Raw genomic sequence first — 26,104 nt, forward strand, 5'->3', positions numbered from 1 at the left:
GGTTCCGATATAGGCGGTTCGGCAGGAACAGCAATCGGTTTCGACACAATTGCAGATTACAAATGCGTAACGTCTAACAAAGAGGCCCGCCGCTCTTTCGAACGGCGGGCCTCAGGTTGCTTACTCTGCGGCCTCTTCCTTCTCGACGTCGTCGGCGATGAAGCCGCCCGACTGGCGAGACCAGAGGTCAGCGTAGAGACCGCCATGGGCAACGAGCTCGGCATGCGAGCCGGTCTCGACGATGCGGCCGGCCTCGAGGATCACCAGCCGGTCCATCTCCGTCAGCGTCGACAGGCGGTGGGCGATCGCGATCACCGTCTTGCCGGCCATCAGCGCGAACAGGTTCTCCTGGATCGCCTGTTCGACTTCGGAATCGAGCGCCGAGGTCGCCTCGTCGAGGATCAGGATCGGCGCGTCCTTCAAGAACACGCGCGCGATCGCGATACGCTGGCGCTGGCCGCCGGAGAGCTTGACGCCGCGTTCCCCGACCTGCGCGTCCAGGCCCTTGCGGCCCTGGTTATCCTCGAGCCCCTGGACGAAGTCCCAGGCGTTCGCCTTCTTGGCCGCCGCAATGATCGCCTCGTCGTCCGCTTCCGGATGGCCATAGGCGATGTTGTCGCGAATGGAGCGGTGCAAGAGCGAGGTGTCTTGCGTCACGACGCCGATCTGCGAGCGCAGGCTGTCCTGCGTGACGGTGGAGATATCCTTGCCGTCGATCCGGATCGCACCGTCCTCCAGGTCGTAGAAGCGCAACAGCAGGTTCATCAGCGTCGTCTTGCCCGCACCCGAGCGACCGACGAGGCCGATCTTCTCACCCGGCTTGATATCGAGCGACAGGTGATCGATGACACCCTTGGCCTTGCCGTAGTGGAAGCGGATGTTGTCGAAGGCAATCGCCCCCTTGTCCGCTGTCAGCGTCTTGGCGTCCGGCTCGTCGACGATGTCGTGCGCCTTGGTCATCATGCCGATGCCGTCATAGACCGTGCCGATATTCTCGAACAGCGCCGAGACTTCCCACATGATCCACTGCGACATGCCGTTGATGCGCATCGCAAGGCCGACGGCGATCGCGATCGCGCCGACGGAGATCGCACTCGTCAGCCACAGATGGATGCCAAGCGCTGCGATCGCAAAGAGCGCGATACTGTTGTTGGCATAGACCAGCACGTGGAACAGCGTCACCTTGCGCATCTGGCGATGCACGGTGTCGAGGAAGCCGTCCATGCCGTCGCGCGCATAGCCTTCCTCGCGGCCGGCATGCGAGAACAGCTTGACCGTACCGATATTGGTGTAGCTGTCGACGATCCGGCCGGTCATCATCGAGCGCGCGTCCGCCTGCTCCTTGGAGATCTTCTGCAGCCGCGGCACAAAATAGCTGACGATGCAGATGTAGATCGCCAGCCAGATGCCGAGCGGGATCACCAGCCGCCAGTCGGCGGTGGCGACGACGGCGAGCATCGTGACGAAGTAGCTGACGACATAGACGAAGACGTCGAGGATCTTCATCACGGTTTCGCGCACGGCTAGTGACGTCTGCATGACTTTCGTTGCCACGCGTCCGGCGAACTCGTTGGCAAAGAAGGTCATGCTCTGGCGCAGCAGGTAGCGGTGCATCTGCCAGCGGGCGATCATCGGATAGTTGCCGAGCAGCACCTGATGCATGATCAGCGAATCGATCGCCACGAGGCCCGGCAGGCCGATGAGGACGAGCGCACCCATCCAGAACAGCCGTCCGCTTTCGGCGGCGAGGAAGCTCTCGCGGTCGGCGCTCGACAGCCAGTCCACCATGTTGCCGAGGAACTGGAACAGCGCCACTTCGCCAATGGCGATCAGCGCCGTACAGACGGACATGATGATGAGCCACGGCGCAGCCGGCTTGGAGTAGTGCCAGCAGAAGCCGAACAGAGTCTTCGGCGGAACCGTCGGCTCCTCCGGCGGATAGGGATTGAGGCGGGATTCAAACCAGCCAAACATAACATTGCTCCTTCAGAGTATTTTGAAGGAAAGCGGGATTTCGCCCCGCATTCTTATGATGAAAAAGTCAGTCCGGAAATGCAGCCCGCAAAGGGCTTCGTCTTCCGGAGTCCCGGAAGCGCGTCGATCTCGGTTAAAAGATAGGTCGCGGAACCGGTCAGGCCAAACGGTGGCCCACTACTCCAGGAAGGCGTGTCAACATCAATACATTCATGTTTGCCTCCGTCGGTTCGCGTTGAAGAGGTCCGATCTCTACCCTTATTCGCGCTCGCATGCCAGATTGTCGCAGGCACTTTCTTGCCCAATTTTTCATCGCTCCGACCGCTGTTGCCGTTTCGGCACAGATTAGCGCAGGCAATATGAGCGACCTCAAAAGCAAGCAGCGCCGGACGTTTCGCGGCGGAGAACAAGGATGATCGCTTCATCGGACACGCCTCCTGACCTTCAAAGTGTCGGCTTTCTCCTGCGGCGCCCCCGCGAGGGTGACGCAGACGTGCGCCTGAGGCTCGGCCGCCATCCGGATATCTACCGGATGTTCGGTGCGGGCAGGTCGTTTCCCGGCCTCTTCGGCCACGGTGAAGCGGACGCCTGGGTAACGCGCATCGCCGAACATCCGGCCGCCTGGATCATCGATCAGGACGGCCTCGTCGGCGAAGTGCGGCTCGACAACATCAACCGCGCCGATCGCCGCGCGAACTTCGCCATCGGCATTTTCGATCCGGATCGCCTTGGCAAGGGTCTTGGCACGGCGGTCATCAAGCGGGTATTGGCCTATGCCTTCGACGAACTTGCCCTTCATCGGGTCTCGCTGAGGGTCCTCGCCTTCAACGAGCGGGCGATTGCGGCCTATCTCAAGTCCGGTTTCTCGATCGAGGGCCGCGAACGCGAATCGGCGCTGATCGACGGTGAGTGGCACGACGACATCATGATGGGCATCCTGGCTGCGGATTTCGATACGCGGCGCAACGCCCCCGGAAACGAGTAACCTGACGTGAGCAATCTGCGCATCGCCCTCTACCAGCCCGATATTCCCGGCAATACCGGCACGATCCTGCGCATGGCCGCCTGTCTCGGGCTTTCGGTCGATGTGATCGAGCCGGCCGGCTTCGACCTCTCCGACCGAAACCTGAAGCGCGCCGGCATGGACTACATCGCGTCGGTGGCGCTCACTCGTCACGTCAACTGGGAGCGCTTCGAAGAGTGGCGCTCGGCGAGCGGACGTCGGCTGGTGCTCGCCTCCACCAAGGCTGCCCTGCCCTATACGCGCTATGATTTCCGCCCAGACGACATCCTGCTTTTCGGGCGGGAAAGCGCCGGCGTGCCCGATCACGTGCACGAGCGCGCCGATGGCCGCATCCTCATTCCGATGGCCGACGGCCAGCGCTCGCTGAACATCGCGATCTCCGCCGCGATGATTGCGGGCGAAGCGATCCGGCAGGTTTCGCCGATTTGATACCGTCTCCATAGCCGTCTCCTTGGCGGCAGGCCGAGCTCTTTGAGAGCCCGGCCGAGAGCCCTCGTTTCCAACGTTACGCCGCGACTTCGTTGTAAGGTTTGCTCTTGCGCGCCTGCTTCAGCACCCGCGCCCACCAGGTCAGGCGATCCATCATCAAAAACAGCGGCGCGCGGAGCTCCTCCGGTTTATAGAGGTTGCCGGCAGCATCGAACTTCGACCACGCCTTCGGGAAGGCCACGCCGTCGCGCAGTGTCACCGTGTGCAACTCTCCAAACACCTGGCGCAATTGCTCGACCGCGCGAATGCCGCCCGAGGCGCCGCCGTAAGAGACGAAGGCGACCGGCTTTGCGTGCCAGGGCTCGTAGACAGAGTCGATCAGTTCCTTCAGCGCCGCCGGGTAGCCGTGGTTGTATTCGGGTGTAACGACGATGAAGGCATCCGCCTCGGCGATCTTGCGCTCCAGCCATTCGCCCGGATTGACCGCCGCGCCAAGGCCGCGCGACGTTCTGAGCCGCGCCGGGTCGATGATCGTCAGGGAGAAGGTGTCGGAAGCCGATAGTTCCCGGATCAGCCAATTGGCGACTGTGTCGCAGAAGCGACCCTGCCGCGCGCTGCCATAGATCACGGCGAGGGTCATTTTCTCAGTCATGGGGATCAAGCTCCTGTTGTCTCAGTCATGGAGCCAATGCTATAAAACCTCAAGATTAGTTGAGGTCAATAGCCGTTATGACGATTGTGAAACAAAGCGAATTGCGCCGCGAACTGACCGTGGGCGAAGTGGCGGAGCGCAGCGGCGTCGCCGTCTCCACCCTGCATTTCTACGAGGCCAAGGGGCTGATCCGCAGCAACCGCACCCGCGGCAACCAGCGCCGCTATCCGCGCGGCGTGCTCAGGCGCGTCGCCGTCATCAAGGTGGCGCAGCGCACCGGCATTCCATTGTCGGAAATCCAGGACGCTTTGTCGGTTTTGCCGGACGATCGTCCGCTGACGGTCGAGGATTGGGGCAGATTGTCCGAAAACTGGCGCGAACAGCTGAACGAACGCATCGCCAGCCTGATGGCGTTGCGCGACCATCTGACGAGCTGCATCGGCTGCGGCTGCCTGTCGCTGCGCGAATGTCCTCTGCGCAATCCGCACGACGTGCTGTCGATGGAAGGCGCCGGCCCAAGGCTCATGGATGAAGACAGCCACCCTTGAGCGGCCGCCACGACCAAAGGTGCCTACGCATGGTCATTGTGCGGAAAAGAAGATGAAGTCAGAACTAAGAGGCCGAGTTGCGATAGTCCTTCCTCTTCTCGCTCTCATCCTGTTCTCATGGTTCTATTATCTTGACGATCGCGCATGCGCCGCAGGGGATCAGCAATGCGCCGTCAATACATTCCTGGCGCTTGCCCTGGGGACCGTGATACTCGGGCTGGTAGCCATCATTAATCTATTGATTCTTCTCGGAAAAACTCTGATTTATATTCAGGATCGAAATCGAGGTTGAGCGCTGTGCTACCTTGGCTCGCAGGGAATCTGGCGCGTTTGTTGACGTGACCGGTGATCTCAGAAAAAGCGGCAGGGGCGATGGATCAATCCGCGGTCGGCAGGCGGCGCATCGTAAACTCGATCTCGTCGCCCTCGAGCTGGCGCCAGCTTTCCACCTCGGTCCAGTAGGCGGCCTTCGGCCAGGTGTCGAACCATTCCCGCGCTTTTGCACGGGCAGCACTGCGGTCGAGCCGAAAGGTTTCCCGCACGAAAAGGCCGTCGCCTCGTGTCGGATTTTCCCGGCGATGCCGGGCGATCTGCCGCCGCAATCCATCGAGCGGCGGGCCTGCAGGTATTCTTGCCATGGGCTATACCTCTGGATTGTAAGATAGTGAGGCAAGCCTGCCTTTGCCAGAGCTTTGTGTAGGCGGGTTTCGCCGGGGCCAAGGACACGCCGCGACCGAGTGGCCGAAGCGCTGGACCGCCGTTGCCATCAGCGCCAAAGTGTGAACTGTGGCGACTTCAATCGAATCGGCGGCATCTCATCGGGAAATCCCGCCAACAGGACGTAATTTCATGGAACGACCGCAGCTACCCCAGGGGCTCCCCGCAGACATCGAAGATAAGAAGGCGGAGGCGCGTGCATGGTTCGAAGGGCTGCGCGACACCATCTGCGCCGCCTTCGAGGCGGTGGAGGATGAGCTGACCGGGCCGCTATCTGACCGCGCCCCCGGCCGCTTCGTTGCCAAGGACTGGAGCCGTGAGGATGGCAAGGGCGGCGGTGGCCGCATGTCGATGATGGAAGGCCGCGTCTTCGAAAAGGTCGGCGCGCACACCTCGACCGTCTACGGCGAGTTCTCGCCCGAATTCCGCAGCCAGATCCCGGGTGCAGCCGAAGATCCCCGTTTCTGGGCTTCGGGCATTTCGCTGATCGCCCATCCGGTCAATCCCAACGTGCCGGCCGTTCACATGAACACCCGCATGGTGGTGACGACCAGCAACTGGTTCGGCGGCGGCGCCGACCTCACTCCGGTGCTCGATCGCCGTCGCGTCATGACGGATCCCGACACGCAGCTCTTCCACCGCGCGATGGAGATCACTTGCGGGCGCCATGCGGTCGCCGACCATGCCAAGTTCAAGAAGTGGTGTGACGACTACTTCTTCCTGCCCCATCGCAACGAGGCGCGCGGAACCGGTGGCATCTTCTACGACTGGCTGCATTCCTCGGAAGAGCAAGGCGGCTGGGACGCCGATTTCGCCTTCACCCGTGATGTCGGCAAGGCGTTCGCCATCGTCTATCCGAAGATCGTGCGCACCAATTTCAATGCGCCCTGGACCGAAAACGACCGCGACGAACAGCTGGTGCGCCGCGGCCGCTATGTCGAGTTCAACCTGCTCTACGATCGCGGCACCATCTTCGGCCTGAAGACCGGCGGCAATGTCGAGTCGATCCTGTCGTCCCTGCCCCCGGTCGTGCGCTGGCCGTAAACTCAGCAGCTTAGACAGGCAGAGAGAAGCGCTCGCACCGCGCAGATGCGCTTCTTCTCCGGGACCGCGTCATAGCGCGATCGAGCCGATGAATGGCCCGCTGACCAATGCCGTCGCGGGCCGCTTCGGAATTCCTGACGTCACTTGCAGATCCGCACCTTCTTCCAGAAGACCTTACCGTCGGCGCCATAAGCCCGTTCGGTTTTGACGACGCAGCTCGGTTTGCAGCCGTATCTATAGTTCGCGGCCTTCGCCGGCATGGCCAAGGCAAGTGCCATCGTCGTCGCCAGAGCCATGGCGAAGCAAGAACTGCGCATTTTGTATATCCCCGTGTAATCCGACCGCGACGGAGCCGCCCGTCGCCTGAAACGAGCCATCGCACGGATCAGTCCCACCCCGCTGTTTCGAATGAAACAGGCGAACAAAGCCCGCTATCAGGCGTTTCACCTTCGTCGAGCGAGGTGAAAACAATGATCTTCAAGAAACGGACATTTTACGGCGATGAACCGGAGCGGCAGGTGGCCGATCACCCGGCCGAACTGGAGCGCCGCGTCGCCCATCTCCTGGCTGTCACGCCCGGCCTCGATGCAGCCGATGTCACTGTTACCGCCAAAGGCAACACCATTGTGCTTGCCGGTTTCGTGGCGACCGAAGGCGAGGTTTTCCGCGCCGAAGAGGCGGCAAAACAGGTGCAAGGCGTCGCGGAAGTGATCAACCGGATCGAGACGGTCGCCGCAAGATAGAAGCGTTCTCGGTTCCTCAGATGGAGCCGAGCGTCCAGCTGACGATTTCTGCCGAAACATTGGCGAAGGCCTGATCCATGGCCTTGATGAAGGCCGTGTTGCCCGTGCCCCTGACCGCGGCCGTGGCGCGAAACGCCTTTTGCGCCAGCACCGTGCCGTTGCGATCGTTGAGGATCTTGGCGAAGATTTCGACATTGGCCGTGTCGGCGCCCTCGGTCGAAATCTCGAAGGCGCGGATTTCGGTGATGACCTGGTAGTCGATCGCCAGGCCCTGGCCGGGCTTGCCGACGCCGCCGATCTTGCCTGTGTCCTCGAAGGCCTGCACGAGCTTCGCCTGTACCAGCTTCGGCAGGCGGTCGCTCCACTGAGCCTTGGCGAGATATTGCAGTTCCGCGCCGGAGAGGCGGATGACGACCTGATCGCTGTCGAGTGCCTTCAGAGCCGTCGGCTCCGGCACGAGGATCTGCTTGCCGGTCGATGCGCGACCTTCGACGGCCGGCCTTGCCGAAAGACTGTAGGTGTCGTTGACCGCTTTGGTACCGCAGCCAGCAAGTCCTGCTGCCAGCATGATCATCAGGGCGGAGCGCCACGCTCCCGCTACTCGCACGCCCACCAGCCCTGGAAAACTCATACTGCCGTTACCTTTGTCCCACACAACTTCGGCGCATTCCCGATCGAAACACACCACCCGGCCCCACGCCGGCTGTGCCCACCGACTCAGCGTCGGGTGCGGCCATCATATTGCTTTACCGTCTCGCCGCCAAAGAGAAGGCGTTGCGGATCCTTGTCGAACGTCGAGATCGTGTTCTCGAGGCTCTGCACCGTGCGGCGCGTATCTGTGACGAGCGCCTCGACGTCGCGCAGCCCCGAATTCGAGAAGCGCTTGAGGTTCTCCGCAATCGGGCCGATCTGGGCGTTCAGGTTGTCCGCCATCTTGCGGAACGAGGCGAGCGTCGCGCGGGCGTCAGCCGAAAGCGACGGCGCGTCCGCATCGCCGAGGAAACCGTCGACCTTGACGAGAATGCTGTCGACCCGGTTGGCCGAAGCGTTCAACTTGCTTGCCAGCTGCGTGACGTCGGTGATCGTGCGGTCGATGTCCTGCTGGCGCGCCGTGATCTTGTCGGCGAACTGCGAGATGTTGGCCACCGTCTTGCGGGCGTCCGCCGTCGCCGCTGTGATGTCGTTGACGACGAGCTCCACCTTCTGCTTGTCGACCGAGGCGACCAGCGTATCGACCCGCTCCAGCGTCTTCTGGGCGTTCTTGCCGAATTGCTCGTAGGTTTCGACCGTGCGCCGGAAGGCAGCGATGGTTTCGGAAACGCCGCCCGACGCAGCCTTCAGGTCGGTGCTGATCTGCTCGACGTTCGAGACGATCTGATCGATCTTCTTCGGATCCACCGATTTCACCAGAGTTTCGGCAGATTCCAGAGTCGAATCGAGCTTCTTGGACGCAGCACTCACCGAACCGGAGAGTTCCGTCACGCTCTTCAGGAAGTCATCGATCGCGCCGGAATTGTTCGCGAGCGCATTCGAAAACGTCTCGGCATTGCCGATCGTCTTGGTCAGCGGACCGCGCACGTCAGTGACGAAGCCCTGGATGTCGGTGATGGCGCTGTTGGCGCGGTCCATAATCTGGTCGGCCGTCGCGAGCAGGCTGGTGACGCTCGACTGGTCCGCAAGGATACGCGCCTGCGTACCCTTCTCGATCGCAGTCTTCAGGATGTTTTCGTCGCCCTTGTGGCCACCGCTGAGTTCGATATAGGCCGCACCGGTCAGGCCTTGCACTTCCAGCGTCGCCTTGGTCGACTTGAGCACCGGCGCGTCGACCGAAACCTCGGTCAGCGCGATCGAATAACGCGGATCGTTGGCATCGATCGCGAGGTTGCGAACCGTGCCGACGGGAATGCCGTTGAAGCGCACCGGAGAGCCGACCGAAAGGCCGTTGGCCGACCCCGGAATGTTGACCACCAGCTCGATCATCTCGCCGCTACGGCCATACTGCGACATCCAGTAGACGAAGCCGAATGCGGCTGCGACCACGAACACCGTGAAGAAACCGACAATGGCGTAGTTCGCTTTCGTTTCCATTCGTACCGACTACCTTCGTGGCCGCTTCACCGGCTCTACCTCCGATCTCGACGCCTGGGCATCAAAATCGGCTTCTCAAGATTCATTGATCGTTCCGCACGATCGATCGTGCCCGCTTGCCACGGAAATAGGACTGCACCCACGAATCGTCGCAGGCCAGCATGTCTTCCACCGTGCCTTCGACCAGGACCTTCTTCTTGCCGAGAACCGCGATGCGGTCGCAGACCGAAAAGAGGCTGTCGAGGTCGTGAGTCACCATATACACGGTCAATCCCAGCGTGTCGCGCAGCTTGGCGATCAACTCGTCGAACTCCGCCGCCCCGATCGGATCGAGCCCCGAGGTCGGCTCGTCGAGGAAGACCAGGTCCGGATCGAGCGCCAGCGCGCGCGCAAGTGCGGCGCGCTTGATCATGCCGCCCGAAAGCTCCGACGGGTACTTTTCCGCCGCCTCCGGCGCAAGGCCGACCAGCTCGATCTTCACCCGCGCCAGCTCGTCCATGAGGCTCTGCGGCAGGTCGAGATATTCGCGCATGGGCACCTGGATGTTCTCGCGCACCGTCAGCGCCGAAAACAGCGCTCCGTGCTGGAAGAGAACGCCAAGACGCATGTCGAGCGCGATGCGTTCGCCCTCGGTGATGTTGTCGTAGTCCGCGCCGAGGATTTCGATCTTGCCGGACCGCTTCGCAAGCAACCTCAGAACCGTGCGCATCAGCACCGACTTGCCGGTGCCGGACGCTCCGACGAAGCCGAGGATTTCGCCGCGGTAGATCTCGAGGTTCAGCTTGTCGAGCACGATGTTGGAGCCGAAACCGACCGTCAGGTCGCGAACGGAAAGCACGGCCTCGCGCCCGTTCGCCTCGGTCGGCTGGTACCCCTCGTGACTCTTTTCGATTGGGTTCACGCTGTTCTCCGCATCAGAAATCAATGGCCGCGTAGAACATGGCGAAGAGCCCGTCGATCAGGATCACGACGAAGATCGACTTGACCACCGAAGACGTCACGTGGCGGCCGAGCGACTCCGCGCTGCCGCCAACCTTCAAGCCCTCGACGGCTGCCACGACCCCGATGATGAGCGCCATGAAAGGCGCCTTGATCATGCCGGCGGCGATCGACGAAAAATCGATGGCTTCCTGCAATCGGGCGAGGAAGGTTGGGATCGTGATGCCGGAATAGCCCCAGGCAACGAGCGCCGCACCGACGAGCGCCGCGAAGTTTGCGATGATCGTCAAGAGCGGCAGCGCGACGGTCAGCGCCACGAGGCGCGGAAATACGAGTACGCCGACCGGGCTCAGCCCCATCACCTTCAGCGCATCCACCTCTTCACGCATCTTCATCGAGCCGATTTCGGCGGTGATCGCGCTGCCGGAGCGGCCAGCGATCATGATCGCGGTCAGCAGCACCCCGATTTCACGGAGCTGCAGGATGCCGACGAGATCGACGACGAAGACCTCGGCGCCGAAATAGCGCAGCTGGAACGCGCCCTGCTGGGCGATGATGGCGCCGATCAGGAACGACATCAGCGTGATGATCGGTACGGCTTTCACGCCCATGCGGTCGATCTGGTGGACAATCGCCGCCGGCGAGACGCCGCTGTGCCGTCCAAGCTTAAGCTGGGCGCCGCGCACCGCGGACCCCAGGATGTACATCGCAGCGACGATATCTTCCCACGTCGCCGCCATGACCTCGCCGACCGGGGCGAAGATGCGCTGAAACAGCGGCAGCCGTTCGCCGTTCTTTTCCGGCGAACGCAGTTCAGCCGGCAGGGCGTCGATCAGCTCGACATAGCGCTGTCCGCCTTCGGCGAAATGAACGTTGTCGCGCGACGGGCCGACGACACGGGTCATGAAGCGGCGGATGATCCAGGCGCCTGCGGTATCCATCGCCGTCACGCCGGACAGATCGAACTGCGCGGCCCCGTCGCCCTTGCGCGCAAGGCCGTCGAGCTTTGCCGCCATCGCTTCGGCCGTCTCGTGCCGCCAGGTGCCGGTAAAGACATAGCTTCGCCCGCCGCCACTCTCGGACAGCGCGACATCGGCGGTCATCTTGCGGGCGGCTTGCGACACGTGTCTTCTGTTATCCCGATTTGCCTCTGCAAAACTCGTCCAATCTCGATAGATTTGAGGACAAGATTGTGCAGCAGACCTAAAGTGTTACCACGTCTGTTGCGCGTCCGACCGGAGGCAACGACTGTGTAAAGATTCGTAAATCCTTCCACCGTCATAACGGCTCGCACCTTTGCTGTCACCCGAACGTTGCGGCGCTATGACGCCGGGCCAACAGATTACCTGCCGGAGACGCTTTCATGTCACTTTCCCTCGATGCCACCGTGGAACATTTCCCGATTGCGGGCACGTTTACGATCTCGCGCGGCTCCAAGACGACGGCAAGCGTCGTCACTTGCCGCATCGGAGACGGTGTCCATACGGGCTCCGGCGAATGCGTTCCCTACGGCCGCTACGGCGAGACGATCGACACGGTGCTCGCCGAAATCGCCGCCATCCGCCACCACATCGAGGCCGGGCTCAGCCGCGCCGATCTGCAGCGCGCGATGAAGCCGGGTGCTGCCCGCAACGCCGTCGATTGCGCGCTGTGGGATCTGGAAGCAAAGCAGAAAAACAAGTCGGCCCATGTTCTTGCCGGCATTTCTTCACCGGAAGCATTGACCACGGCCTATACGCTTTCGCTTGCCGAGCCCGACGCGATGCGCGAGCAGGCCGCCAAATATGCCCACCGCGCGCTCCTCAAGGTCAAGGTCGGCACGTCGGATGATGCTGCCCGCATCCGTGCGGTGCGCGCCGGCGCACCGGAAAGCCGCATCATCCTCGACGCCAACGAGGGCTGGACGCCCGAAACGCTTGCCTATCACTTTGCGATCTGCGCCGAGGAACGGATCGACCTGATCGAGCAGCCGCTTCCCGCCGGCCGCGACGAGGCGTTGGCAACGATCGCCCGTCCCGTTCCGATCTGCGCTGATGAAAGCGTGCACGCGACCGGCGACCTCGCTGCTCTCGTCGGGCGTTACGACGCCGTCAACATCAAGCTCGACAAGACCGGCGGCCTGACCGAGGCACTGCGCATGCGCGATGAGGCGGTCTCGCTCGGGCTCAAGGTCATGGTCGGCTGCATGGTCGGCAGTTCGCTCGCGATGGCGCCGGCGATCCTGGTGGCGCAAGGCGCGGATTTCGTCGATCTCGACGGGCCGCTGCTGCTGGCGCAGGATCGCGAGCCCGGCCTGCGCTACGAGGCCTCGCTTGTCTTCCCGCCGGAGCCGCGCCTCTGGGGTTGAAGATACCAGGCGGTGACGGCAAAGCAGCAGCCGGCAAAGGCGACGACCGACATTGAATAGAAGCCGTTCACCCCGTACCAGGCGTAGAAATAGCCGGACAGGAACGTGAAGATCGCGGTGAAGATACCGGTATAGAAGAAGTAGAGCCCCTGCGCCGACGCTTCCTGTGATTCCACCACCCGCTCGACCAGCTTGTGCTGCATGCCGGTGTGCATGATCGCATAGGTGAAAGCGTGGAAGCACTGCAGGATGAAATAGCCGCTGAAGCCGATATCCATCGGGAAGATGATCCAGCGCACCACGGCGAGAAAGCAGCCGGACAGGATCATCACCCAGACGCTGAAACGGCGGCTGATCGCCTTGGCGAAGATGAACATCGTCACTTCCGCCGCGACGCCCGCGCTCCAGAGCAGGCCGATCTCGGTGCCGCTGTAGCCGATGTGCTGCCAATAGATCGCCGAGAAGGCAAAGAGCATCGCGTGGCTGGCGTTGACCAGCGTCACCCCGATCAGCAGCAACTGCAGGTCGAGCTGCCGCAGCGACTTCGGCGGCGGCTCCGTCAATGCCGTGATCGGTGACGGCCGCCGCGGCTTGCCGACTCGTGGCGCGGCATAGGCCATGATGATCGTCAGGCCGAAGCCGATCGCCATCGCCGGCAGCACCATGTCGCTGCCGAAGATGCCCACCATCCAGCCGCCGAGCATCGTCGCGCCGATGAAGGCGACCGAGCCCCAGAGCCGCATATGGGCGTAGTCGAAGCCCCAGCGCCGCACGCCTGAAAGCGCGATCGCCTCAACGATCGGCACATAGGGAGAATAGACGGCCGACTGCAGCGTATAGATCACGAGCACCGGCCAGAATTCGCGGAAATAGAACAGAACCACGGCCGTTGCGAGCGACAGGAAACCGGACCAGATCAGGACGATCGCCCGCTCGCCGAGCCTATCGGCAATGACGCCGGCGATCGGCGCCGTGATGACGCGCACGAACATCGGCAACGCCAGAACGACGCCGATCTCGAAGTCGCTCATCGACAGCGTGCTCAGCCACATCGGGAAATATGGCATCGCGAAGCCGTTGACGATCAGCGGCGCACAGAAGAGCAAAGCAATGCGAAGCGCAAAATGGCGCGGCGGAGGGCCCACATAGGCGGGCGCTTGGAAGGGAATCATCGTCTGACCTGATGGCTGTGCCCAATCTCTAGCACGAGCCGGGCGCCCCTCGCCATAACCTAGTTTTCGCGACAGGAATATCGCTGCGCCGCGAAGGTCAGGCCGCGCGCTGGGTCAGCAGTTGGGCGAGCAGTTTGTCCGCTTCGCCAGAGGCTTCGCCTTCGCTGGCGCCACCGCGCATCTGGTGCCAGGTGATCAGTTCCATCGTGCCGTCGTGGTGCTCGGCAATCGCCGTGCAGCTTTCCACCCAGTCGCCGGTGTTGATGTAGCGGATGTCGCCGATCTCCTCGATGACAGCATGGTGGATATGACCACAGATCACGCCCTGCGCATCGTGACGGCGCGCCTCCTCGGCGACCACCTTCTGGAACTCGCCGATGAAGTTGACGGCGTGCTTGACCTGGAGCTTCGCCCAGGACGAGAACGACCAATAGGGCATGCCGAGACGTCGGCGGACCGCAGCAAGCCCGATATTGATGGCGATCGCCGTGTCGTAGGCCCAATCGCCGAGATAGGCGAGCACGCGGGCGTTGCGCACGACGACGTCGAATTCGTCGCCGTGCAGCACGAGATATTTACGGCCGTCGGCCCCCTCGTGCATGTAGCGTTGCGCCACCTCGATGCCGCCGAAATGCACGCCCGGAAAGTCGCGCAGGAATTCATCGTGATTGCCGGGGATGTAAACGATGCGGGCGCCCTTGCGCGCCTTGCGCAGGAGCTTTTGCACCACGTCGTTGCAGTTCTGCGGCCAGTACCAGCTGCGCTTCAGCCGCCAGCCGTCGACGATGTCGCCGACCAGAACGATCGTCTCCGCTTCATGATGCCGCAGGAAGTCGAGCAGGTAGTCGGTCTTGGCGGCCTTCGAGCCGAGATGGACGTCCGAGATGAACAACGTCCTGAGCTTTCGTACGGAGTTGTCTTGCTGCGCCGCCATCATGCGAGCCTCGTCTTCAGGTTATGCTTTCTGCCTTCGTGAAACCAGACTCGTGTTTCAGGAAGATGACATCAACATTGCGTCACCGGTCCCCCCGCTGAAATCAGCACTGCAAAACTGTACCTCGCTTCGAATTCATGCCAAAAGGCACGACCACGAATGAGGAATGTGAGAGCATGAATACGGGCGACAAGACGAAATCCCATACCGGTCCGGCCAGCGGCGACATCGACCAGCAGGCCCTTTTCTTCCACCGTTACCCACGCCCGGGAAAGCTCGAAATCCAGCCCACCAAGCCGCTCGGCAACCAGCGCGACCTGGCGCTTGCCTATTCGCCAGGGGTTGCAGCCCCCTGCATCGCCATTCGTGACAATCCGGAAACAGCCGCCGATTACACAGCGCGCGCCAACCTGGTCGCGGTCATCTCCAACGGCACGGCCGTCCTCGGTCTCGGCAATATCGGTCCGCTGGCTTCCAAGCCCGTCATGGAGGGCAAGGCCGTCCTCTTCAAGAAATTTGCCGGCATCGACGTCTTCGACATCGAAATCGACGCGTCGAGCATCGAGCGCATGGTCGACGTAATCTCGGCGCTCGAGCCGACCTTCGGCGGCATCAACCTTGAAGACATCAAGGCGCCCGAATGTTTCGAGGTGGAGCGGCGCCTGCGTGAAAAGATGCAGATCCCGGTCTTCCACGACGACCAGCACGGAACTGCGATCATCGTCGCCGCCGCCATCCTCAACGGCCTCGAACTCGCCGGCAAGGACATCGCGACCGCCAAGATCGTCACCTCGGGCGCAGGTGCCGCCGCACTCGCCTGTCTCAACCTTCTCGTGACGCTCGGCGCCAAGCGCGAAAACATCTGGGTCCATGACCTCGAAGGCCTCGTCTACAAGGGCCGCGAGGTACTGATGGACGAATGGAAGTCCGTCTACGAGCAGGATAGCAGCAACCGCGTGCTTGCCGACAGCATCGGCGGCGCTGACGTCTTCCTCGGCCTTTCCGCCGCCGGCGTCCTGAAGCCGGAACTGCTGGCGCAGATGGCCGAAAAGCCGCTGATCATGGCGCTCGCCAATCCGACGCCGGAAATCATGCCGGAAGCCGCCCGCCAAGCCCGTCCGGACGCGATGATCTGCACCGGCCGCTCGGACTTCCCGAACCAGGTCAACAACGTTCTCTGCTTCCCGCATATCTTCCGCGGCGCGCTCGACTGCGGCGCAAGCACGATCAACGAAGAAATGAAGATGGCGGCCGTACGCGCCATCGCCGGTCTTGCCCGCGAAGAGCCTTCCGATGTTGCCGCCCGCGCCTATTCCGGCGAGACCCCGGTCTTCGGCCCGGACTACCTGATCCCCTCGCCGTTCGATCAGCGCCTTATCCTGCGTATCGCGCCGGCGGTTGCGAAGGCAGCCGAGGAAAGCGGCGTCGCCACCCGTCCGATCCAGGACTATGACGCCTATCTCGACAAGCTGAACCGCTTCGTCTTCCGCTCGGGCTTCATCATGAAGCCCGTCTTTGCCGCCGCCAAGAACGCCCAGAAGAACCGGGTTATCTTTGCCGAAGGCGAAGACGAACGCGTGCTGCGCGCCGCCCAGGTGTTGCTCGAAGAAGGCACGGCCCGCCCGATCCTGATCGGCCGTCCGCAGATCATCGAGACGCGCCTGCGTCGCTATGGCCTGCGCATCCGTCCGGATGTCGATTTCGAGGTGGTCAACCCCGAAGGCGATCCGCGCTACCGCGACTATGTCGAGGACTATTTTGCCCTCGTCGGCCGTCTCGGCGTCATCCCGGAAGCCGCCCGCACGATCGTGCGCACCAACACGACCGTCATCGGCGCGCTCTCGGTCAAGCGCGGCGAAGCCGATGCGTTGATCTGCGGCGTCGAAGGGCGCTACAGCAAGCACCTGCGCGACGTATCGCAGATCATCGGCAAGCGCGACGGCGTGCTCGATTTCTCGGCCTTGAGCCTGCTGATCTCGCAGCGCGGCGCAACTTTCTTCACCGACACCTATGTGAGCTACTGCCCGAGCGCCGAAGAGATCGCCCAGACGACGGTCATGGCGGCACAGGAAATCCGCCGCTTCGGCATCACCCCGCGCGCCGCCCTCGTCTCGCATTCGAACTTCGGTTCGCGTGATTCGGAGAGCGCCACCAAGATGCGCACGGCGCTGCAGCTCGTGCGGGAACTCGCGCCCGATCTCGAGGTCGACGGCGAAATGCACGGCGATGCGGCGATCTCGGAAGCGTTGCGCCAGCGCGTCATGCCGGACAGCAGCCTGTCGAGCGAAGCCAACCTGCTGGTCTTCCCCAATCTCGATGCCGCCAACATCACGCTCGGTGTCGTCAAGACCATGACCGACAGCCTGCATGTCGGCCCGATCCTGCTCGGCTCGGCGCTTCCCGCCCATATCCTGTCGCCGTCCGTCACCTCACGCGGCGTCGTCAACATGGCGGCTCTGGCGGTGGTCGAAGCCAGCCATCCGGGTTGAGATGGCAACGCGGAGATCGCCACCGGTCTTCGCTGCATTCGGGCGCCATGCCGGCGCCGGCAAAACCGTATCCGGATGTCGCGCCTGCTTCAGGCGCGGCATCGCTGGTTTTGCAGATCACCCGCGAATCAGCCCCTGTCACGCGGCCGATCGACGACTACAATCAAGGCGTGCACAATTGGTATTACACACCAATCGGGAAAGTTTGCGCTGGACAAAAGGTGAACCTCTAACCATGCTGGGGCCTCGGACGAGATTCGGTGTTGTGGCATGACTGAGCAGCAGGCTGTCCTCGACATGCTGGAAATCCTGGAATGTGGCGGCTGTGTCGAGCCCGCTCATTTCTTCACATTGATGCGTCGAACCTTCCGCATTGCCCATCTTCTCTATCTCGAAGCGGAGCCCTATGCGGACGAGCTCAAGGTTTGCCGGCTGCATCACACCTTCGGCGCCTACGCTGCCGAGATCTACCATGCCCGCAGCCTTCACCGGATCGATCCGATCCTGAAGCTGGCGCTTGGCGGCGTGCGGCCGGTGGAATGGACGATGGCACGGCATCGCTTCCCGGAATGCGAACCGTTGTTCCAGGCAGCCCAGGAAATCGGCATATCCACTGAGGGCGTCGCCTTGCCATTGCCCTCGCCCGCCGGGCGCATGGCGTTGCTCGCAATCAACGTCAACATGACAGCCGGCGAATGGACGACCTATCGCCGCCATCACCTGCGCGATTTCCAGCTGGCCGCCAATCTCTTCCATGCCGCCATGCTGGAGCACGGCGCCATGGCCGGCAGCATTTCGACCCGAGAGATGCGGTTGACCGGCCGCGAGACCGAGGTCCTGACCTGGGCCGCCGCCGGCAAGAGCTATTGGGAAATCGCCACGATCCTCGGCATTTCCGAGCGCACCGTGCGCTTCTTCATGACCAATGCGCGACGCAAGCTGAATGTCGTTTCCAACACTCAGGCTGTGGCACAGGCCGTACGACACGCTCTGATACCCTCCGTTTGACACCCGACAATACGCCTCCACCGAAACCCCTCGAAATCTAGTGGCAAATATCGCGCATTTGAACTGTCGCTAGCGACAGTTACGCAACCGCCGCGAGCCTGACAGCATCGCCCCATCCCCAAACTCGGATGGAGAAAACGATGATCAGGATCCTGAACGGAAAGACCCGCGCACAACACCCGGCGGCCGTCGACGACATGTTCCGGTTGCGCAAGCGCGTCTTCCACGACTTCCTGAAATGGGACGTGCAGACCGAAGGCGACTGGGAAATCGACAACTACGACCAGGCAAACCCGCTCTACGTCCTGTCCTATGCGCCCGATACCGGCCGGCTGCGCGGCGCGCTTCGCCTCCTGCCGACACTCGGCCCAAACATGCTGGACGATACCTTCCCGATCCTGCTTGGCGATAATCCGGAAATCCGCAGCGCTTCGGTCTGGGAATCCAGCCGCTTCTGCATCGAGCCCGAGATCTCGCAGGACCGCGCCTCGAACCAGGTGACGGTCGCGGCCGCCGAACTGATGTGCGGCGTCGGCGAGCTGGGCCTTGCTTCCGGCATCAGCCACATCGTCACGGTGACGGATGTGTTCCTGGAGCGCATGTTCCGGCGCATGGGATGCCCGGGCGAGCGTATCGCCGAACCGCATCGCATCGGCTCCGTTTTCGCGGTTGCCGTCGCCTGGGAAGTAACGCCGGATCTGCTCACGCGGATGAAGGCGGTCGCTGCCATCGAAGGTACCGTGCTCGAACGTCCGATGTCGCTGGAAACCGCCCGCGCCGCCTAAGCGCGTCAGTCGATCTGCGCTGTTAACGCAAACCGTCGCTTGTCGTTGCACGATCACCGACAAGCTCTATGATGGAGGCGAAACAGGAATGCCGCTGGCAGCCACCCGCAGAAGGTCGGCGCCGACCTGGCAACAGGAAGAGACTTTCGCCCGTGTTCACGCGCATGAAACACGTCGCTGCGGCCCTTGTGCCTCTGGTTCTGATCGGTGCCGGTCCGTCACTGGCATCGACGGCCTGCGACCGACTGAACGCGCGGCTCGCGCAACTGCCTGACTACGTCGCCAGCAATGCCGATGCGCGCGACTACGCAAGCGCGATCTCGCGGCAGAATATCGAGCTGCGGCGGGCAAAGAACGACCGCCGCCGCGCGGGTTGCGGTGGCGGCAACGCCATTGGCTTCGACGGCGGCGACCCCGACACCTGCTACGGCCTCAACAGCCTGATCGCCGAGATGGAAGACAATCTGCGCATGCTGAAGTCCGAGCGCGAGCAGATCGTCGCCGGCGGCAGCGACGACAGCCGGCGCCGCATCCTCGCCGCGCTGGAGATCAACGGTTGCTATGGTGACCGCGAGGAGTTCGCAAGCGTGGAACCGGACGTGCCGGAAAGCCACCGCAACATCGTTGCCGACCTGCCGCCGGAAGACGCCTACGGCCCGATGCTCGGCCGAGGCGAAGACGGCTACGCACCGCAGGAGCGCTACTATAGCGGCACGCTCAGAACCATGTGCGTGCGTACCTGCGACGGCGCCTTTTTCCCGGTTTCTTCAGATGCGACGCCGGCCGATTTCCCGCGCGACGAGCAGGCCTGTCGGGCGCGCTGTCCGGGGGCTGAGACCGAGCTCTATTTTCACGACCTCAACACGGAAGAGAGCGACAAGATGGTCTCGGCCGTGACCGGCCGTCCCTATACCGAAATGCCCAACGCCTTTGCCTATCGCACCCGCGCTGTCGGAAAACCCGGCCAGTGCGGCTGCCAGATACCGCAGACCGCCTCGACCACACCGAAGGCAAACGGAACGAAGATCGGTGACGACCAGTCGTCGATCATCGTCATCGAGACCAAGAAGCCGGAAGCGGCGAGCAATACCGCCAAGGCGCCGGCCGAAGAGCGGCCTTATGATCCGTCGAAGAACAAGGTTCGCGTCGTCGGCCCGACCTACCTGCCGCAGGAAGAAACCGCCATCGACCTCAAGCATCCGAAGGGACCGGCCTATCAGCCGGTCCAGAATTGATCGGACGAGGCCTTACGCCTTCTCCTTGCTGCGTCCCCATCCGTCTTCGAAAACCAGCTCGTCGAGCGGCAGGCGCTGGCGCCAGCCCTTCACAGCGAGTTCCGGCTGCTGATAGAGGCGATCGACATAGCCGAGGCAGAGCCAGGCAACGATCTCGATATGATCTGGGATGCCGAGAATCGCCTTGATCTCGGCCTCGTGGAAAATGCTCACCCAGCCGACGCCCACCCCTTCGGCCCGCGCAGCAAGCCAGAGGTTTTGCACGGCGCAGACGGTGGAATAGACGTCCATCTGCGGATTGTGGGTGCGCCCGAGTACGACGGCACCGCCGCGCGTGCGGTCGCAGGTGACACAGATGCTGAGCGGCGCCTTGCGGATGCCTTCCAGCTTCAGCGCACGGTACTTGGCCTGTTGTTCCGCCTCGAACATCAGCGCGGCCTCGTCATTGGCGCGGCGAAACGCATGCCAGACGCGCTCACGCGTTTCTTCCGCCCGCACCAGCACGAAGTTCCACGGCTGCATGAAGCCCACGGACGGGGCGCTGTGCGCAGCGGCCAGCAGGCGCCCGATCAGATCTTCCGGCAATGGCGCGGGCAGGAATTCATCGCGCACGTCGCGACGTGTCTCGATGGCACGGTAGACGGCCTCCCGCTCTGGCAACGAAAAGGCGCCGGCAGCCGCAAGGCCGCCCTTCGGTTCAGTCAGCATCGTTCGATCCCCAACAATGCGAAACCTCCCGCCGTCCACGCGGGGTTCGGTCTATCTCGCCAGGCCGGTCTTCTGACTTCGGTTCAACCGATCACCTCGCCTTCCCAGATCGATTGAAGATCCAGTGGCAAAACCTTGAATCAATTCAAGGCTCTCTTAGACGCGATCGTCCCCGTCACAGCGTTGGGCACGTTCCGGAATGACACCGGATTCCCGATTCTCCCGCTTTCGCGGGCACCTGACGACGGCACTAAGTGCACAGCCGTTTGAGAAAGACAAGCGGCGCCAACCCGGTCGAGACATGGCGCGCCACTTTCCGCCGGCTACTGTCGAGCTTAGTCGTTTGCCTCCGCCTCAAAGCGGAGCGACCGGATGCGGCGAGCCGTCATAGGCGCCCCAGACCGACTGATCGAAGCAAATCACCGATCCGGTCATCAGCCCGGACTCGGCCGACGACAGATAGGCGCAGGCCCGCGCCACTTCGGCCGGATCGACGAGCCGACCGAAAGGCTGGCCGGCCGCCGCCTTTTCAAGCCAATCGGCAGCCGCGCCATGAAACTCGCGCTGGATGCGGTCTTCGCTTCGGACGCCATCCAGCCGATATTCAGGCCGTTGACGCGAATGCGGTTGCGAAGAAGCGCATAAGCCGTGTTTTTGGTCAGCGTTTCGAGGGCGCCTTTCGACGAACAATAGGCGGCAATGAACGGCTGGCCGGCCATCGCCGACATCGAGCCGATGTTGACGATCGTGCCCTCGGTCTTCTCCCGCCGCATGATCTTCACCGCCTCCTGCATCAGGAAGAACGGCGCGCGCACATTGATCGCGAACATGCGGTCGAAGAGTTCGGGCGTGGTGTCGAGGATCGTGCCACGGTCGGTGATAGCTGCGGCGTTGACCAGCGCATCGACCCGGCCGAATTCCGCGTCGCAAGCGGCGACCACCTTGCGGGCGTCCTCTACTTTTTCAAGATCGGCCTCGACATAGACGACTTTCGCGCCGCTTGCCTTGCCGATCTGCTCGGCCTTCGCCCGCCCCTTGGCGGCGTTGCGGCCGCAGATGACGATGCCTTCAGCGCCGCGCTCGGCGAAAAGGCCAGCAATCGTCGCGCCCAGTCCCTGCGTACCACCGGTGACGATGGCGATCTTGCCTTGCAATTGTCCACTCATCGAATTCCTCCCTTGGAAATGATCGTTTGAAACGGCTGCGGCTCCCGGCTGAAACACACCGGGAGCCTGTCAAATTGTAACTCGCTCGTCAGCTCAGCTTGCGCTTCGCCTGCGCCTCCAGCACCGAGAGAAACTCTTGTTCGCCCGTCCCCGCAGTGAGAGCCTCGCGCATCAACTGCGCCTGCGTCTTCGGCGCCAACCCGCCGAGTGGCGGATCCCGGTCGAGATTGGTGGGGAACGAATAGCCCTCGGCACAGGAGGAGATCGCGTTGGCCGCTTCCGCCTGCGTCAGCGTCCCGCCCGCCAGCAAGGCCCGCAAGGCCGGATAGAGCGTCGCGCTCATGGTCAGTCGGTCAACGGTTTCCATTGCGCGACCGAAGGCCGAAGACACCTGCAGCAGGTTGGCCACGCGGCGGATATCCCGGGAGCGGTTGGTGCCGGCGGCATGGAAGAGCGCCGGGTTGAAGAAGACAACGTCGCCCTTTTCGAGCGGAAGCTGCACATGGTGTGCGTCGAAATAGGCGCGGAATTCCGGCCGGTTGAGCGCCAGATAGCCCGGCACATAGGTTTGGCTATAGGGCAAGAACAGCGTCGGTCCGCTTTCGAGCGGCATGTCGCGATGGGCAACCGCCCCCTGCAGCGTCAGCACCGGTGAAAGCCTGTGCACATGCGCCGGATACTGCTCGATCACGGCCGCGGTCTGGAAGCCGAGGTGATAATCCCGGTGCGCCGATTGCGCCGCACCGCCAGGATTGACGCGATTGACCTGCGCCGTCATCTGGTAGTTCGGCCCGAGCCAAGCCTCGCTGACGAGCGCTATGACGGCATTGCCGTAATAGGAGGCGAAATTCTCCGGCGCGTTCAGGCAGTGCTTTTCCAGCGAGTTCCAGATGCGGTCATTGGCACCGGGTTTGGCGAAGTGATCGCCGCCGCCGCTGTTGCTTCGATGTTGCTCTTCGATGATGGCGTCAAAGACCCCGCTTGCGACGTCGATTGCTGTCGTATCGGCAAAGGCGCGCTTGAAGACCGCCACGCCAGGCCCGGTCGCCAGTACCTCGCAGATCTCCGCCAGAACAGAACGCCGCGCCTCGGCATCGCCGCACGCCGCAATCAGCGCGGCGCTGTCATATATCAGGATATTCTTTTCGCAGCCGGAAGCATGGGGGTAGTCGGACAGACTGGTTTGGCGTTCGACTTCCGCCCGGAACGCTTCGAGATCGCATGCCTCTTCGGTGAGCCAGACGCGGTCGATTCGCTGGCGCGCTTTGTTGTCGGTCTTCATCGCGTTTCCTCCTCTGGAACATCCTGATGAACACGACTATAGGCGGCGGCAAAACATGATATAGAGCAAGAATCCATCAAAAATCCATCAGGAGAGCAAGGCGATGGCCCATCCGTTTCTGGTCAAGGACATCGCCTTTCAGGCCGGGCTCAGCACCGCGACCGTCGATCGCGTGCTCAACGAGCGGCCGGGCGTGCGCCGCCAGACGGAGGCCCGGGTTCGCGCAGCCATCGAGGAATTGGAGAAGCAGCAGGCCGGCCTCGACATCCAGGGGCGCAAGTTTGCGATCGATATCGTCATGGAGTCGCCACAGCGCTTCACCGATGCGGTGCGTCGCGCCTTCGAGAGCGAGGCGATGACCTTCGCGCCCACCGTCTTTCGCTGCCGGTTCCACTTCGCCGAGACGATGCGCCCGCAGGAGATCGTGCAACTGCTCGACCGAATCCGGCTGCGCGGGACCGACGGCCTGGTGTTGAAGGCGCCGGACGTGCCCGAGATCGTCGCCGCAGTCGCCCGTTTCGAGATGGGCGGTACGCCCGTCGTGACGCTGGTAACCGACCTGCCCCATTCCCAGCGGACGGCCTATGCCGGCGCCGACAACCGGGCGGCGGGCGAAACGGCCGCCTACCTCCTCGGGGAGCGCTTTTCCGGCGCGCCGGCAACTGTGCTGGTGACCCTTTCGAGCGGCCGCTTTCGTGGTGAGGAGGAACGCGAGATCGGCTTTCGCCGGGTGTTGCGCGAGCGCTATCCGGCAATCCGGATCGTCGAGATCAGCGAAGGCCACGGCCGCGACAGCGAAACCGGCCGCCTGGCTCACGCGGCGCTCTCGGCCAATCCCGATATCAACGCGGCCTATTCGATCGGTGGCGGCAACCGCTCCGTCCTTGCAGCCTTCGAGCGCCTCGAACGTCACTGCGCGCTCTACATCGCCCATGATCTCGACGAGGACAATCTGGCGCTGTTGCGGGAACGGCGCATTCACTTCGTGCTGCATCACGACCTCAGGACCGATGCGCGCACCGCCTTTCGCACGATGATGCTGCGGCCCGGCGCCCAGGCGCCGGCAATCGGCCCGCAGCTTTCCGCCGTGGTGGTGATCACGCCCTACAATGTTCCGGAGTAACGCTGCTGACGATCAGCGGGTAACGTTCAGGCCGCCGACTGGCCGTCGTTCTTTTCGGCTGGCAACACCATGTCGTCCGCCGTCTCGAAGCGGTTGCGACCGCGCCGCTTGGCCAGATAGAGCGCTTCGTCCGCAGCCAGCAGCAACTGGCGTGCCGTCAGGCCATGCCGCGGCGCAAAGGCGATGCCGGCGCTGCCGCCGACAACGAGCATTTGGCCGTCGAAAGCGACCGGCGTCTGCGCGTCGGCGATCAGGCCGGCCGTCAGGCTGCGGGCGTCGGCCTCGCTGCAATCGCCGAGAATGACCGCGAATTCGTCACCCCCAAGCCGCGCGACCGTGCCCTTCGGGCCAGCCCGGTTGCGAAAGCGCTCGGCCATGGCCACCAGCACGGCATCGCCGGCGGCGTGGCCGTGGCGATCGTTGACCTCCTTGAATTCATCGAGGTCGGCATAGACGAGCGTGAACGGATGCGTCGATGCCCGCAACAGGGCTGCCGCCAGCATGTCGTCGAAGCCGCTGCGGTTCATCAGCCCCGTCAGGCGATCGTGCTTGGCAAGATGCCGGTTCAGCGCCTCGCTCTGCTGCAGAGCGGCAAAGAGCGTCGAGAACCGCAGCGCCACGAAGGCCATCAGCAGTGCTGCGACGATCGCCATGATAATGACGCTCGGCAACAGCTCCGCGCGGACGAACCCACCGGGCGATTTCGGCACCCAGGCGGCCACGAGACAGGACGAATCGGAGCAGCGCCCGACAGACGCATAGGCACTGCCTGCAGGCCGCTCGTTGAGCGGAACAAAGGCCAGCCCGCGAATACCCAGCCGTGCCGCGATCTCGCGCGTCATTTTCGGCGTGACCGGCCGAACGGCGACCATCAGCACCGGATCGCGCCGTCCCGCCGGAACCACCAATGTCTCGGGGATGACCGCCTGCACCACGGCAACGCTCATGCGCCCGCCGATCTCGCGCAGGTCCACCGCGTGGATGCCGGGCACGGCCGGCATCACGGACTGCGCATCCGGCGTCGGGACATCGAGATTGTAGGTGCCGTCGTTGTTCCTGAGCGCATTGTCGTAGCGGCGCTTGGCTTCGTCTACGAGATCGTCGACCTCGTCGAGCGGCACGCGGGCCACCTCTGCCGGAACCGATGCGCCGTCCTTGAGCGCCGTCGAGACGGTGCGGGCCGGATCCGTGAAGATGATCCAGGAGAAGCCGTAGTCTTCCCAAAGCCAGCCCGAAAGCTCGTCGGCGACGAAACTGTCGCTGACATGCCCCGTCGCCAGCTCCTCGTAGGTCTTGTCCCAGAAGGACACCTGCGCCTGGAACTGAACGACCGCATCCATCTGGTGGCGCAGCTCGTTTGCGACAAGCCGACGCTCGGCCGAAAGGCCGAAGCGATCGGCCTCCGTGACGGATCGGTCGAGGACATAGATGAGGCTTGCAATGATCAGGACCGCGACCAAGGTACAGGCGGCATGGATCGCCCAGACCGTCTTGTCCCGTTTTGCCTGCCGCAACGCCTTTTCCACCACGCCAGTCCCCCTCGTCCGTACCGGCCCTGCCGGGCATACTAGCACTTGTGGAGGTGCGATGCGCAACGATGGCAGCCGATACTGCCGGCACCCTAGCGACCAAAATCGAAGTTTGGCTTAAATAAGCTGGTGATAAAATACTTAACGATTTCAACCGACTGAATCGCC

Annotated in this window: 25 protein-coding genes, 1 pseudogene and 1 riboswitch; of the genes and pseudogenes, 12 read left to right on the forward strand and 14 right to left on the reverse strand. The window is 62.9% G+C overall.

Annotated elements, in window-relative coordinates; translation table 11 throughout:
* Window positions 1-120: 120 nt before the first annotated feature.
* A complete protein-coding gene (locus tag FA04_RS07920; protein WP_034795000.1) occupies window positions 121-1,974 on the reverse strand; it encodes an ABC transporter ATP-binding protein in 1,854 nt (617 codons plus the stop codon).
* A gap of 412 nt (window positions 1,975-2,386) precedes the next feature.
* Here FA04_RS07920 and FA04_RS07925 point away from each other — a divergent pair, with 412 nt between their 5' ends.
* The gene (locus tag FA04_RS07925) at window positions 2,387-2,959 is read left to right on the forward strand and encodes a GNAT family N-acetyltransferase (RefSeq protein ID WP_051659327.1); all 573 of its coding nucleotides are present in this window, start codon (window positions 2,387-2,389) and stop codon (window positions 2,957-2,959) included.
* Between the two features lie 6 nt (window positions 2,960-2,965).
* Window positions 2,966-3,427, forward strand: a complete 462-nt coding sequence (locus FA04_RS07930) for a tRNA (cytidine(34)-2'-O)-methyltransferase (RefSeq protein ID WP_034795003.1) — start codon at window positions 2,966-2,968, stop codon at window positions 3,425-3,427.
* A 76-nt stretch (window positions 3,428-3,503) separates the two neighbouring features.
* Here FA04_RS07930 and FA04_RS07935 read toward each other — a convergent pair whose 3' ends face one another.
* The gene (locus FA04_RS07935) at window positions 3,504-4,079 is read right to left on the reverse strand and encodes an NADPH-dependent FMN reductase (protein WP_034795007.1); all 576 of its coding nucleotides are present in this window, start codon (window positions 4,077-4,079) and stop codon (window positions 3,504-3,506) included.
* A gap of 77 nt (window positions 4,080-4,156) precedes the next feature.
* Here FA04_RS07935 and soxR point away from each other — a divergent pair, with 77 nt between their 5' ends.
* Together soxR and FA04_RS07945 are read left to right on the forward strand one after the other, a co-directional pair.
* Entirely contained in the window at window positions 4,157-4,627 is a 471-nt protein-coding gene (gene soxR / locus FA04_RS07940) for a redox-sensitive transcriptional activator SoxR (protein ID WP_034795010.1), read from the forward strand.
* Between the two features lie 52 nt (window positions 4,628-4,679).
* Window positions 4,680-4,919 (forward strand): hypothetical protein, encoded by a 240-nt coding sequence (locus FA04_RS07945; protein ID WP_034795013.1) that lies wholly within the window; start codon window positions 4,680-4,682, stop codon window positions 4,917-4,919.
* Window positions 4,920-5,004: 85 nt separating this feature from the next.
* Here FA04_RS07945 and FA04_RS07950 read toward each other — a convergent pair whose 3' ends face one another.
* Window positions 5,005-5,265 carry a hypothetical protein gene (locus FA04_RS07950; RefSeq protein ID WP_034795016.1) on the reverse strand — a complete coding sequence of 87 codons (261 nt, stop codon included), beginning with the start codon at window positions 5,263-5,265 and terminating at the stop codon, window positions 5,005-5,007.
* A 211-nt stretch (window positions 5,266-5,476) separates the two neighbouring features.
* Here FA04_RS07950 and hemF point away from each other — a divergent pair, with 211 nt between their 5' ends.
* Window positions 5,477-6,388, forward strand: a complete 912-nt coding sequence (gene hemF, locus FA04_RS07955; protein ID WP_034795020.1) for an oxygen-dependent coproporphyrinogen oxidase — start codon at window positions 5,477-5,479, stop codon at window positions 6,386-6,388.
* A 140-nt stretch (window positions 6,389-6,528) separates the two neighbouring features.
* Here the strand turns inward: hemF and FA04_RS35040 are convergent, their stop codons facing one another.
* Window positions 6,529-6,705, reverse strand: a complete 177-nt coding sequence (locus FA04_RS35040) for a hypothetical protein (protein ID WP_156552959.1) — start codon at window positions 6,703-6,705, stop codon at window positions 6,529-6,531.
* A gap of 153 nt (window positions 6,706-6,858) precedes the next feature.
* On the opposite strand from FA04_RS35040, the gene FA04_RS07960 reads away from it, so the two are divergent.
* Window positions 6,859-7,131, forward strand: a complete 273-nt coding sequence (locus FA04_RS07960; RefSeq protein ID WP_034795022.1) for a BON domain-containing protein — start codon at window positions 6,859-6,861, stop codon at window positions 7,129-7,131.
* A 16-nt stretch (window positions 7,132-7,147) separates the two neighbouring features.
* Here the strand turns inward: FA04_RS07960 and FA04_RS07965 are convergent, their stop codons facing one another.
* From FA04_RS07965 to FA04_RS07980, 4 genes are all read right to left on the reverse strand, one after another.
* Window positions 7,148-7,762 carry an ABC-type transport auxiliary lipoprotein family protein gene (locus FA04_RS07965; protein WP_034795038.1) on the reverse strand — a complete coding sequence of 205 codons (615 nt, stop codon included), beginning with the start codon at window positions 7,760-7,762 and terminating at the stop codon, window positions 7,148-7,150.
* Window positions 7,763-7,848: 86 nt separating this feature from the next.
* Window positions 7,849-9,219, reverse strand: coding sequence for an MlaD family protein (locus FA04_RS07970; RefSeq protein ID WP_034795040.1), 1,371 nt, complete (start codon window positions 9,217-9,219; stop codon window positions 7,849-7,851).
* A gap of 82 nt (window positions 9,220-9,301) precedes the next feature.
* Window positions 9,302-10,111 (reverse strand): ABC transporter ATP-binding protein, encoded by an 810-nt coding sequence (locus FA04_RS07975; RefSeq protein WP_034795281.1) that lies wholly within the window; start codon window positions 10,109-10,111, stop codon window positions 9,302-9,304.
* Between the two features lie 22 nt (window positions 10,112-10,133).
* Window positions 10,134-11,261 carry an ABC transporter permease gene (locus FA04_RS07980; RefSeq protein WP_051659332.1) on the reverse strand — a complete coding sequence of 376 codons (1,128 nt, stop codon included), beginning with the start codon at window positions 11,259-11,261 and terminating at the stop codon, window positions 10,134-10,136.
* 260 nt (window positions 11,262-11,521) lie between these two features.
* Here FA04_RS07980 and dgcA point away from each other — a divergent pair, with 260 nt between their 5' ends.
* Window positions 11,522-12,505 carry an N-acetyl-D-Glu racemase DgcA gene (gene dgcA, locus FA04_RS07985; RefSeq protein ID WP_034795044.1) on the forward strand — a complete coding sequence of 328 codons (984 nt, stop codon included), beginning with the start codon at window positions 11,522-11,524 and terminating at the stop codon, window positions 12,503-12,505.
* On the opposite strand, the gene FA04_RS07990 is transcribed toward dgcA, so the two are convergent.
* Together FA04_RS07990 and FA04_RS07995 are read right to left on the reverse strand one after the other, a co-directional pair.
* On the reverse strand, window positions 12,457-13,677 hold the full coding sequence (locus tag FA04_RS07990; RefSeq protein ID WP_034795045.1) for an MFS transporter: 1,221 nt from the start codon (window positions 13,675-13,677) through the stop codon (window positions 12,457-12,459). The two genes, dgcA and FA04_RS07990, sit on opposite strands and share 49 nt — an antisense overlap.
* A gap of 97 nt (window positions 13,678-13,774) precedes the next feature.
* Window positions 13,775-14,614 carry a UDP-2,3-diacylglucosamine diphosphatase gene (locus tag FA04_RS07995; protein ID WP_034795046.1) on the reverse strand — a complete coding sequence of 280 codons (840 nt, stop codon included), beginning with the start codon at window positions 14,612-14,614 and terminating at the stop codon, window positions 13,775-13,777.
* 173 nt (window positions 14,615-14,787) lie between these two features.
* On the opposite strand from FA04_RS07995, the gene FA04_RS08000 reads away from it, so the two are divergent.
* The 4 genes from FA04_RS08000 to FA04_RS08015 all read left to right on the forward strand — a co-directional run bounded on the left by FA04_RS08000 (window position 14,788) and on the right by FA04_RS08015 (window position 20,128).
* Window positions 14,788-17,100, forward strand: coding sequence for an NADP-dependent malic enzyme (locus FA04_RS08000; RefSeq protein ID WP_034795048.1), 2,313 nt, complete (start codon window positions 14,788-14,790; stop codon window positions 17,098-17,100).
* A gap of 270 nt (window positions 17,101-17,370) precedes the next feature.
* Window positions 17,371-18,108 (forward strand): helix-turn-helix transcriptional regulator, encoded by a 738-nt coding sequence (locus tag FA04_RS08005; RefSeq protein ID WP_034795050.1) that lies wholly within the window; start codon window positions 17,371-17,373, stop codon window positions 18,106-18,108.
* Between the two features lie 140 nt (window positions 18,109-18,248).
* Window positions 18,249-18,893, forward strand: a complete 645-nt coding sequence (locus FA04_RS08010; protein WP_034795052.1) for an acyl-homoserine-lactone synthase — start codon at window positions 18,249-18,251, stop codon at window positions 18,891-18,893.
* A gap of 164 nt (window positions 18,894-19,057) precedes the next feature.
* On the forward strand, window positions 19,058-20,128 hold the full coding sequence (locus tag FA04_RS08015) for a DUF2865 domain-containing protein (RefSeq protein WP_034795054.1): 1,071 nt from the start codon (window positions 19,058-19,060) through the stop codon (window positions 20,126-20,128).
* A 12-nt stretch (window positions 20,129-20,140) separates the two neighbouring features.
* Here FA04_RS08015 and bluB read toward each other — a convergent pair whose 3' ends face one another.
* From bluB to FA04_RS08030, 3 genes and pseudogenes are all read right to left on the reverse strand, one after another.
* Complete coding sequence (gene bluB / locus FA04_RS08020) at window positions 20,141-20,836, reverse strand: 5,6-dimethylbenzimidazole synthase (RefSeq protein ID WP_034795057.1); 696 nt, start codon at window positions 20,834-20,836, stop codon at window positions 20,141-20,143.
* Window positions 20,837-20,881: 45 nt separating this feature from the next.
* Window positions 20,882-21,093: riboswitch (cobalamin riboswitch) on the reverse strand.
* Between the two features lie 97 nt (window positions 21,094-21,190).
* Window positions 21,191-22,002 (reverse strand): annotated as a pseudogene (locus tag FA04_RS08025) (SDR family oxidoreductase).
* Between the two features lie 88 nt (window positions 22,003-22,090).
* Window positions 22,091-23,284, reverse strand: a complete 1,194-nt coding sequence (locus tag FA04_RS08030) for a phytanoyl-CoA dioxygenase family protein (RefSeq protein WP_034795060.1) — start codon at window positions 23,282-23,284, stop codon at window positions 22,091-22,093.
* Between the two features lie 103 nt (window positions 23,285-23,387).
* Here FA04_RS08030 and FA04_RS08035 point away from each other — a divergent pair, with 103 nt between their 5' ends.
* Window positions 23,388-24,407, forward strand: coding sequence for a LacI family DNA-binding transcriptional regulator (locus FA04_RS08035; RefSeq protein ID WP_034795061.1), 1,020 nt, complete (start codon window positions 23,388-23,390; stop codon window positions 24,405-24,407).
* Window positions 24,408-24,433: 26 nt separating this feature from the next.
* Here the strand turns inward: FA04_RS08035 and FA04_RS08040 are convergent, their stop codons facing one another.
* On the reverse strand, window positions 24,434-25,936 hold the full coding sequence (locus FA04_RS08040; RefSeq protein ID WP_143106226.1) for a diguanylate cyclase domain-containing protein: 1,503 nt from the start codon (window positions 25,934-25,936) through the stop codon (window positions 24,434-24,436).
* Window positions 25,937-26,104: the final 168 nt, after the last annotated feature.

The sequence above is a fragment of the Ensifer adhaerens genome, assembly GCF_000697965.2.
In the GTDB taxonomy this organism is placed as follows: Bacteria; Pseudomonadota; Alphaproteobacteria; order Rhizobiales; family Rhizobiaceae; genus Ensifer; species Ensifer adhaerens.